The organism is Clostridium sp. HV4-5-A1G (assembly GCF_900184915.1).
In the GTDB taxonomy this organism is placed as follows: Bacteria; Bacillota; Clostridia; order Clostridiales; family Clostridiaceae; genus Clostridium_B; species Clostridium_B aromativorans.
The window spans coordinates 1-8056 of the sequence record NZ_FXYI02000165.1 but is presented as its reverse complement, the minus strand read 5'-3'; the positions used below and the strand labels follow the sequence as shown (position 1 = coordinate 8056).

The following is an 8056-nucleotide window of genomic DNA, read 5'->3' as shown; positions in this document are numbered from 1 at the left end:
TAGTACGGTCTCGTGGTCTATGAGATTTTTATAAGAGACAGGCAGATACTTCTTTTAGAGAACAATTTTTGAAATCAAACTCAGGAAAAACAGAAAATGGAAGAAAAGAATATATAAAAGAAACGTTTGAAAATTTGAAAAAATATAATAAAAAAGATTCTGAAAGACTTAAAAACTGTAAATATGATATATATAAATCAGATGAGATGAAGAAATCTTGCCCAGCAGGATATATTTTTGAAAAAATAGCAGGGTATAAAATATATAAAGCACTAAGAAATGTTAAATTTAAACATAATATAAATCAAATAGCATTTAGCATAAAAACACAATTTGATGATAGAGATGATAAAGTTGAAAAAGGTGATAAAGATAACAAAAATAAAGGCTATTCAATAATAGATGAATTGGATATTGCACTTTTGAGTAGTACTGGAAAATTAATTAATTTTGAGTGTAAAACCGGAGGTATGGAAGGTGACAATGCAAAAAGTCATAACTATACCACATACAGGCTGTCAGGAGCGTTTGGTATGCCAATACTCATTTCACCTCTTTTAAAAGAGGAAATTGATGATAAGAAAATAGAAAAATTTGATAAACAGTGGAGCGCAATAGGATCTGCGGAAAGGGCAGAACTATACGTCTGGGGTATAGACGAAATAGAAAAAAAATTAGAAGATTTATTAAGAATAAGGGAGTGATAAGATGTATATAAAAAGTAAAATAGAATATATAAAGGCCATAACACCTATTCATGCAGGAGTGGGACAAGACTTGGGAATTGCGGATATGCCTATACAGAGAGAAAAACATTCAAATATACCTAAAATAGAAGCTTCGACTCTAAAAGGTTCAATTAAAAGTTATTTATATCATAAATTAAAAAAAACAAATACTAATGATGATGAAAAGGCTTTGAACGAAATGTATGCAATATTTGGCTCAAAAGATGGGAATGATTCCGCCAGCTTGATAGGATTTACGGATGCCAAATTATTATTGTTTCCAATAAAATCTACAACTAAGATCTTTAAACTTATTACATGCCCGTATATTCTGAAAAGATGGGAGGAAGATTTGAGATTAAGCGGCAATCCAGTTGATAATTTATCAATTGATGATTTGAAAGTTGATGAGGGAGAGGCAGTGGCTTTAGAAGAAGAGGAAAATAAGATTATACTGGAAGAATATATTTTTACTAAAGCTGGCGATAAAACAGGAGAATGTAAAAAAGGTTTAGAAAATTTATTTAAGAAGTTAGAAGATATAGATAAAAGCAGAATTATCCTATTATCGGATTCAGATTTTATAGAACTTGTAACCATGTATACGGAAATAATAACAAGGAATAGAATAACTGTAGAAACAGGTGTGGCCAAAGATACCGGACTCTTTACAGAAGAATATTTACCTGCTGAAACCGTATTGTATTTTACTGTGTTAAATGCTGCAAATTTTAAAGCTGATAAAAATGAAGATTCTATAGGTTATTTTGATAAAAATATAGGTGATGTATTCCAGGTAGGCGGGGATTTTACAATAGGCAAAGGATTTGTGAAAAGGCTGGATATAAGTAAAGGGAGTGGAGAAAATGACGAGCCTAAAGGATGCTAATATAGAAATTGCTCAGTTTGCCCTGGAATGTGTTTTATCAGTAACAGAAGATGCAGATAAAGATACCGCTGAGTCAGAAGGGAAAAAAGAATCACAGCAAAATCGTGGAGAAGGAAAAACACGAGAAAAATATAAGACTCTGGCAAAGAAAATTCCTGTAATGATACAAAAAAATGGATTGATGAATACATTGGCTTTTATTTTTTCTAAACATGATAAAAAAGAATATGAGAAGGTATTTGACCAAATAAGAGAATGGAGCATAAAAAATCCTAAGACAGAAGATATAGAAGTGTTGAAAAATTTGAATACTAATATTAAAAATAATAAGTATATAGTATATTTAAAGGATGTATATGGACTATCTCCAAAAGAGTATAGATTATTGACTAGAGAAATTATTATCTTGTTTTCCTGGATCAAGAGATTTGCAGATGGAGACATAGAGAGTGAAAATATAGAAGGTGAGAAAAATCTGTGAATGATAAATTGAAAATAACTTATAAAGAAGAAAATAGTAAATATATTTTAAAATTTAAAGATAAAGATCAAAAAGATGTAAGCTATTATGGATATAATGAACTTATTGATGCTGTTTCTAAAAATTCATTAAATGCATTTAATTATTCTCTTAAATTAAATAAATTTTCAGGCTTGAAAGGTTCAGAATATAATTATGATAAAAATAGATATGATGACATATTGGGAAAAATTAAATGCAACACTGATTTAATATTAGAAGGTACTAGAGAACAGTATTATTGGATAAGCTTTGATGGGAAGCTGATAGATAAAATGGCAATAGGTTTTGGAGGACAATCTGTATTTGAGGGAGATATCACATTGCACCATATATATGGGATACCATATATACCTGGACAAGCAATTAAGGGGAATTTGAGAAATTATATAATAAGAAAATGTTCTTCTGAAAAAGAAGTGGAAATTTTAAACGACAATTCCTTTATGTCAATATTCGGAAAAGAACTGCAGGGAAAAACAAGTGGTTATCAGGGCAAGGTTATTTTTTTGGATTCATATCCCATAGATGGATTTGAAATAAAGAAAGATGTAATGTCTACTGATTATAATGAATATTACCAGGGCAATTCACTGCCATTGGATACAGAAAAAATTATTGTTAATAATTTTATGGTAGTTAAAAACGCTTCCTTTAACTTTAATATAGGAATAAGTAATGATATATTGAATAGGGAATGTACTTTGGATAAAAATAAAAATATAGTGGAATTTATACTGGAAAATATTATAGATGTTTTAAGGTATAATGGGTTAGGAGCTAAAACCTCAGTTGGGTATGGATTTTTTGATTTAAATAAAGAAAAAATAGTGAATCAGATAAAGAAAAGGAGTCAAATGCAAAAAGCAGAAATGGAAAAGAAAAAATTTGAGGAAGAAACAAAAGGCATGACAGAACTTCAGATAGAAATGTATAAAGTTAATAAAATTACGGATTCAAATTCTAAACATGATAAAATTATGAACCTGTTTAATGATTATATAGATAATGTCAATGAAAATGAAAAAATAGAATTGGTTGAATTTATGAAAAAATATCTTGTTTCTGCAGGAAGATGGAATAAAAAAAATGGCCCTAAACTAAACAAAAAAATTGAGAAAATTTGTGAGATATTAAATTGTCAAATTTAAAAAAATTAATAATGACAAAGGTTATGTAGGAAGAAGGGTAGCTCTGTGGCTGAATTAAATTTAAAACAAATTGAAGACAAGTTAAATTCGGAATTTATCGGGGATAGACGCAAAATTGTTTTTTGGTATGATGACAATGGAGATTTTGAAGAGGATATTAGAAATCTGAAGCTGAGGAATGTCAAGATTCATTACCTGACTCATACTAATTTATTTCAGACAAAAGTATTGCTTGAAAGAAAAGATACAAAGAGCAATTATCTTATATATGCTCCTTTTTCTAAACCTGATTCCAGGGAAAATCATTTAGCAGATACTATTAAATATTCTAAGGAGTTTTTCGCTGATAGGGCATCTTTGCTGGCGGTAGATTTAGGTATAGATGAAGAATATAAACCAGTATTACAAAAATATGTAAAATTCTTTGGTGAAAAAGGTAGAACAAAGAAGTTTTATGATTTGGAAGTGGATAGTTATGATGAAAATACTATAGAGGTAGCACTGCTTAGTGTTCTGGCTAGGTCCAAGGTGGCAAACTTTGAAGAAGTAGTACGTATTGTTTTAACTGGAAGTCAGCTTAATAACAATGAATATATGATGGAGTTTGAAAAATATGGGCTGTGTGAGGCATTCTGGAAGCATATTGGCAGTACCTTCTCTTTTACAGACAATGAGCCCAATCTTGAAAAGTTTATTATAAGTCTTTTTTTAACTTATGCTGAAAAAGAGATTCATGGAGGATTACCTTCTTCTATAAATAAATACCTGCTGAGTAAATCAGGCACAGTCATAGCTTTTATGGATCAACTTATGAACAATGTTTTATACTGTGATAAATTTGATAATTTGTCCGATGAAATTTATCAGAAAATCAATGGTGAAGAATTGTTTAAAAATCTATCAGCAGATGACATCGTAGATTTAGATATATTCAGATTTACAGATGAAAAGATAATTCAGTGGATAATTGAACGTTTATTGGATGAAAATTTAAATGCAAGTATTGATGGGATGGATATTCCAAGGCTTTGCAGGTTTAGGGAGAAAAAACATTTTGGAAAGAATTGTTTTAACGAGTATCATCTTTTAAGGCACGGATTTTATATAATATCTCAGGTGAATTATAAACCAGAATCTGATATTTTTTCTATAATAAGAAGATATGATAAAGAAGATTATAGAATAGATAGTCATTATAGAAAGTTCTGTTATTATTTAGACGAAGTGAAAAAACCACATATTTTTGATACTTTGCAGGAATTAGTAGAAAATATTTATACTAACAAATATCTTGATGTTGTTACTAAAGAATTTAACAGTAAATTTTCTTATGAAGAAGTTAAAAAGGAATATAAGCTTCAAAGAGATTTTTATGAGAATTTTATATCTGGAAGTAAAGAAATGCTGGTGGTTGTTATTTCAGATGCTTTTCGCTATGAAGTTGCTAAGGAATTAGTTGAAAGGATGAAGAGAAACAAAAAATTTAGTGCGGCAGATATCGAACCACAGATTGGAGTTCTTCCTTCCTATACTAGGCTGGGTATGGCATCTTTACTTCCTCATAAAGAATTGCATATAGATGAAAAATATGATGTTTATGTAGACGGGAAACCTTGTTCTAATTTAATGGAGAGAGATGAAATATTGAAATCTGCGGCTGTGAGCTCCGGAAGCATTCAATATGATGATTTAAAAAGATATAAGAATGATAGATTGCGAGAATTTTTTGTTGGCAAATCTGTAGTCTATATTTATCATAATCAAATAGATGCCAGGGGAGATAAACCAAATACAGAAGATGAAGTTTTTGTATCCTGTAAAGAAGCCGTTGATGAGATAGAGGAATTAATAATAAAGCTTACGGATACTGTTTCCAGAGTTAAGTACATAGTGACAGCTGACCATGGATTTATTTATAAAAGAAATAAAACTATTGAATCTGATAAAATAGATATTTCTTTTGCAAAAAATGCTCAAGTCAATAAAAGGTTTATAGTATCAGATAAAAGCTACAAAATTATGGGAACAAAGAGAATATATATATCTGATGTTCTTGGTGATGATGATACTAGAAGCATAATGGTTCCAATGACCTCCAATATATTTAAAACAGTTGGAGGAGGACAAAACTTTGTTCACGGTGGCAGTTCCCCGCAGGAAATATTGGTACCCGTTGTTCAGATAAAAACTGTAAGGGGATATAAAAAAAGTGAAAATGTTAGGATATCACTAATCAGCATGCTGTCTAAAATCACGGGGTTAATTATAAATTTAGATTTTATTCAGCAGGAGCCTATCAGTGATGTAATAAATCCTGCTACATATAAAATTTATTTTATTGATGAAAGTGGAGAAATTATATCTAATGAGGAAATACATGTGGCCAATAGTAAAGAAAAAGAATCTGCAAACCGTATATTCAAGTTGAAGTTCAATTTAAAAAACCAGAAATACAGCCGGGATAAAAAATATTATCTTATGGCGGTAGATACAGAAACCAATATGGAAATTTTACGTCATGAAGTCATAATGGATATTGCTTTTGCAGATGATTTTGGATTTGATATATAGAAAAGAGGGATAGCAGTATGCTGGAAGAAGCTGACAAAGATATAATTTTGAATAAACTTCTAACTTATTTTCCCGGGAAAATCGTTAGAAAGGATTTAACTAAAAGAATTAAGGAAGGTGCAAATGTTCCTATATATGTGCTGGAATATTTGTTAGGCATGTACTGTTCCTCTCAAGATGAAAAAGTTATTGAAGAAGGAGTGCATAATGTAAAAAATATATTGGCTAAAAATTATGTACGTCCGGATGAAGCACAGAAGATCATTTCAAAATTGCGTGAAACAGGTAGTTATACGGTTATTGATAAAGTTTCTGTTAAGTTAAACTACAAGAATGATACTTATGAAGCTGAATTTTCTAATTTAGGGCTTCGGGGAGTACCCGTATCACATACCTATCCTTTGAAATATGAAAGACTTCTCTCCGGGGGAATCTGGTGTATTGTTCAAATGGAATATTATTATAATGAGGGAGATAAGAGAAGAGTACCCTTTATTGTACATAAACTGACGCCAATACAGATGCCGAGAATAGATGTAGATGAAATAAAAGCAGCTCGCGGAGAATTTACAGATAAAGAGTGGATTGATGTGATACTTCGCAGTACTGGTATGGAACCAGATAATTTTAGTAATAGAGAGAAATGGCTGCATTTGGCACGTCTTATTCCGTTGGTAGAAAATAATTATAATTTTTGTGAGCTTGGTCCCAGGGGAACTGGAAAATCTCATATTTATAAGGAAATCAGCCCTAATAGTGTTCTGGTTTCAGGTGGACAGACTACTGTGGCAAATTTATTTTATAATATGGCTTCCAAGCAGATTGGGCTTGTGGGTATGTGGGATTGTGTTGCCTTTGATGAAGTAGCTGGGATTACTTTCAAGGATAAAGATGGAGTCCAGATAATGAAGGATTATATGGCATCAGGTTCCTTTGCCCGTGGAAAAGAGGAAAAAAATGCTTCTGCTTCTTTTGCTTTTATAGGAAATATAAATCAATCAGTAGATGTGTTGTTAAAGACTTCTAATCTGTTTGAGCCATTTCCTGAAGTTATGGGTATGGATACTGCTTTTTTAGATCGTATGCATTGCTATCTGCCTGGCTGGGAAATACCCAAATATAGGCCGGAATATTTCACAGATGATTATGGCTTCATAACGGATTATTTTGCTGAAATTATGAGAGAATTACGTAAAATTTCATATGGAGATGCTTATAATAAATATTTTAAATTGGGAAATCAGCTAAATCAAAGAGATGCTATAGCAGTAAAAAAGACGGTATCAGGAATGATAAAACTTATTCACCCGGATGGAAATTATACTAAGGAAAATGTTGAAAAAATCTTAAGATTTGCGCTGGAGATGCGAAGGCGGGTCAAAGAACAGCTTAAAAAAATTGGCGGCATGGAATTTTATGATGTGAATTTTTCGTATATAGATCTTGAAACTTTTAATGAGGAGTACGTTCCAGTTCCGGAACAAGGGGGAGGAAGTTTAATTCCAGAAGGTATGGGAAAGCCGGGTCATGTTTATCATGTATCCCGGGGCAAATCAGGAATGATTGGTGTATTTAAATTAGAAACACAAATGACGGCCGGCAATGGTAAATTTGAGAGAACGGGGCTTGGCTCTAATTCAGCAGCTAAAGAATCAGTTGATACAGCATATAGATACCTTAAAGCAAATAGCAAATCAATTAGTGGAAATATAAGTACTGTGACTAAAGATTATCTAGTAAATGTTCAGGATTTAAATGGTATCGGTATGACCACATCATTGACATTATCTACTGTAATTGCAATATGTTCAGTTGCTTTAAACAAACCACCTATTAGCAGTATGGCAATCTTGGGAGATATAAGTATTGGAGGAACATTAATCAAAGTAGATGAATTGGCTAATACTCTTCAGGTATGTTTGGATAGTGGTGCAAAAAAAGTGATATTGCCGTTGACATCAGCATCTGATTTAGGAACAGTGCCACCTGAATTGGTGGGGGCTTTTAATTTGATTTTTTATAAAAGTGCGGAGGATGCGGTATTCAAGGCATTGGGTGTAGAGTGATGGGTGACTGTAAAATGCAGCAATATTAAAGGAACAGATAAGTGAATTTGAAAAAGTAGAAAATGAATAAAAATAAATAATATTTTTAACAATAACATAAATCTATAAGTAAAAAGCTCAAAAAGATACAT

At 31.3% G+C, this 8056-nt stretch carries 6 protein-coding genes; all 6 read left to right on the top strand.

Annotated elements, in window-relative coordinates; translation table 11 throughout:
- Positions 1–134 precede the first annotated feature (134 nt).
- From J5G60_RS14715 to brxL, 6 genes are read left to right on the top strand one after another with little or no spacing between them, the layout of a single operon-like run.
- Entirely contained in the window at positions 135–704 is a 570-nt protein-coding gene (locus J5G60_RS14715; protein WP_207876562.1) for a hypothetical protein, read from the top strand.
- 4 nt (positions 705–708) lie between these two features.
- On the top strand, positions 709–1617 hold the full coding sequence (gene cmr4 / locus J5G60_RS14710) for a type III-B CRISPR module RAMP protein Cmr4 (protein WP_150356552.1): 909 nt from the start codon (positions 709–711) through the stop codon (positions 1615–1617).
- Positions 1595–2098, top strand: a complete 504-nt coding sequence (cmr5, locus tag J5G60_RS14705; protein WP_150356553.1) for a type III-B CRISPR module-associated protein Cmr5 — start codon at positions 1595–1597, stop codon at positions 2096–2098. The genes cmr4 and cmr5 overlap by 23 nt, the downstream gene beginning before the upstream one ends.
- Positions 2095–3288: a type III-B CRISPR module RAMP protein Cmr6 gene (gene cmr6, locus J5G60_RS14700; protein WP_150356554.1), complete on the top strand. Its 1194-nt coding sequence runs from the start codon at positions 2095–2097 to the stop codon at positions 3286–3288. The genes cmr5 and cmr6 overlap by 4 nt, the downstream gene beginning before the upstream one ends.
- Positions 3289–3333: 45 nt before the next feature.
- The gene (pglZ, locus tag J5G60_RS14695; RefSeq protein WP_150356555.1) at positions 3334–5859 is read left to right on the top strand and encodes a BREX-1 system phosphatase PglZ type A; all 2526 of its coding nucleotides are present in this window, start codon (positions 3334–3336) and stop codon (positions 5857–5859) included.
- A 17-nt stretch (positions 5860–5876) separates the two neighbouring features.
- The gene (gene brxL, locus J5G60_RS14690) at positions 5877–7925 is read left to right on the top strand and encodes a protease Lon-related BREX system protein BrxL (RefSeq protein ID WP_150356556.1); all 2049 of its coding nucleotides are present in this window, start codon (positions 5877–5879) and stop codon (positions 7923–7925) included.
- Positions 7926–8056: the final 131 nt, after the last annotated feature.

What these genes read in the sequence shown, in the direction of transcription:
- cmr4 (WP_150356552.1), top strand. Translation starts at nt 709, where the DNA reads ATGTATATAAAAAGTAAAATAGAATATATAAAGGCCATAACACCTATT.
- brxL (WP_150356556.1), top strand. Translation starts at nt 5,877, where the DNA reads ATGCTGGAAGAAGCTGACAAAGATATAATTTTGAATAAACTTCTAACT.
- cmr5 (WP_150356553.1), top strand. Translation starts at nt 1,595, where the DNA reads ATGACGAGCCTAAAGGATGCTAATATAGAAATTGCTCAGTTTGCCCTG.